1 protein-coding gene is annotated in these 1,512 nt (G+C 47.3%); it reads left to right on the forward strand.

All coding sequences use genetic code 11. The annotated features are described in order from the left end of the window. Positions 1-126: 126 nt before the first annotated feature. On the forward strand, positions 127-1,494 hold the full coding sequence (locus JCM12296_RS34745) for an IS4 family transposase (protein WP_054702749.1): 1,368 nt from the start codon (positions 127-129) through the stop codon (positions 1,492-1,494). Positions 1,495-1,512 lie beyond the last annotated feature (18 nt).

Genomic DNA, 1,512 nt, shown 5'->3' on the forward strand with positions numbered 1-1,512 from the left:
AGCCCTTTGAAGGTAGCACTATCGCCTTCATTTTAACTGTTTGAACTTATGAATAAAACTCTGGACAAAAGCCTCTATCTGAAATACGGTACGCTAAAACAACCGTACCCAGAGGAGGTGTCCGCTATGTTGAGCCCCGTTTTTGCGCCGTTCATAAAGAATTCTCCGATCTCTGTCATGGCTCGTGGTTTACTGGAAAGGGTGCTGAATCCAGAACAGTTGGACGAATGGTTCGATACCACGGCAAAGGAGCAATACACAAAGGACCTTTTGTTCTCGGCGCTTTTTAACCTGATGAGCCAGGTTGTCCAGGGCAGCCAACGGTCGGTTCATGCGGCTTTTCAGGCTTCAAAAGAGGAGATTGCCGTTTCAGTTACGTCAATTTACAACAAGTTGAAGGGCATGGAACCCAGCATATCGGCAGCTCTGGTCCGATATGCCGCTGAGCAAGTGGAACCCATTCTCAAAAAACTGTTGGGAAAACAGAACACCCCCCTGCCTGGCAAACGAATCAAGTTGCTTGATGGCAACTGCATCGAGAAAAGTCATCATCGAATCAAAGAGTTGCGGTCCATCGCCGCAGGTCCTCTTCCGGGGAAATCACTGGTTGTGTATGATCCGATGTTGCACCTGCCCATTGATGTGTTTCCCTGCGAAGACGGCCATGCGCAAGAACGTTCGTTGTTGAAAGCGGTGCTTGAAACCATTGTTGTCGATGATGTCTGGATCGCCGATCGCAATTTTTGTGTGGTTGAATTCACCTGCGGCATAGAGAACCGGCATGCGTGGTTCATCATCCGGGAGCATGGGAATTATCCTTTTGAGTTAATCGGAAAGGAAAAATATATCGGCAAAACTGAGACTGGAACCGTATATGAGCAACCTATCCTGGTTCGAGATCAAGCCGACAAAGACCACTCCTTTAGGCGGATTCGCGTGAAGCTGAAGGGTGAAACCCGTGATGGTGATACCGAGATTTTCATCATCACAAATTTGTCAAAGAGCACAGCGAACGCAAAGCTAATTGCGCGGTTGTATCGGGATCGTTGGACCATCGAAACCGCCTTTCAACGTCTTGCTGAATATTTAAACTCCGAAATTAATGCCTTGGGCTATCCTCGCGCCGCTCTTTTTGGTTTTTGCGTAGCTTTGGTGGCCTATATCAGCATGTCCGTTGTAAAAGCCGCCCTAGGCAGTGTGCATGGTGTCGATTTCATAGAACAGAACGTATCGGGCTATTATGTGGCCAATGAAATCGAAGGCGTCTACCAAGGGATGATGATCGTTATCGAAAGCAAGCACTGGATCGTTTTCCGTGAAATGCCAGTAGGCGACCTGGTTCGTTTGCTTAAGAAATTATCCGGCAACGTGAAATTATCAAAGTACCAAAAACACCCTCGAGGCCCCAAGAAACCACAACCAAAGCGCATTGCAATGAAAAATAAACCTCATGTTTCAACCGCGAGAATACTTGCTGAGAGAAAAAGGTCATAGTACTACCTTGAAAGGGCT

The organism is Desulfosarcina cetonica JCM 12296, from assembly GCF_001311845.1.
Classification (GTDB): domain Bacteria; phylum Desulfobacterota; class Desulfobacteria; order Desulfobacterales; family Desulfosarcinaceae; genus Desulfosarcina; species Desulfosarcina cetonica.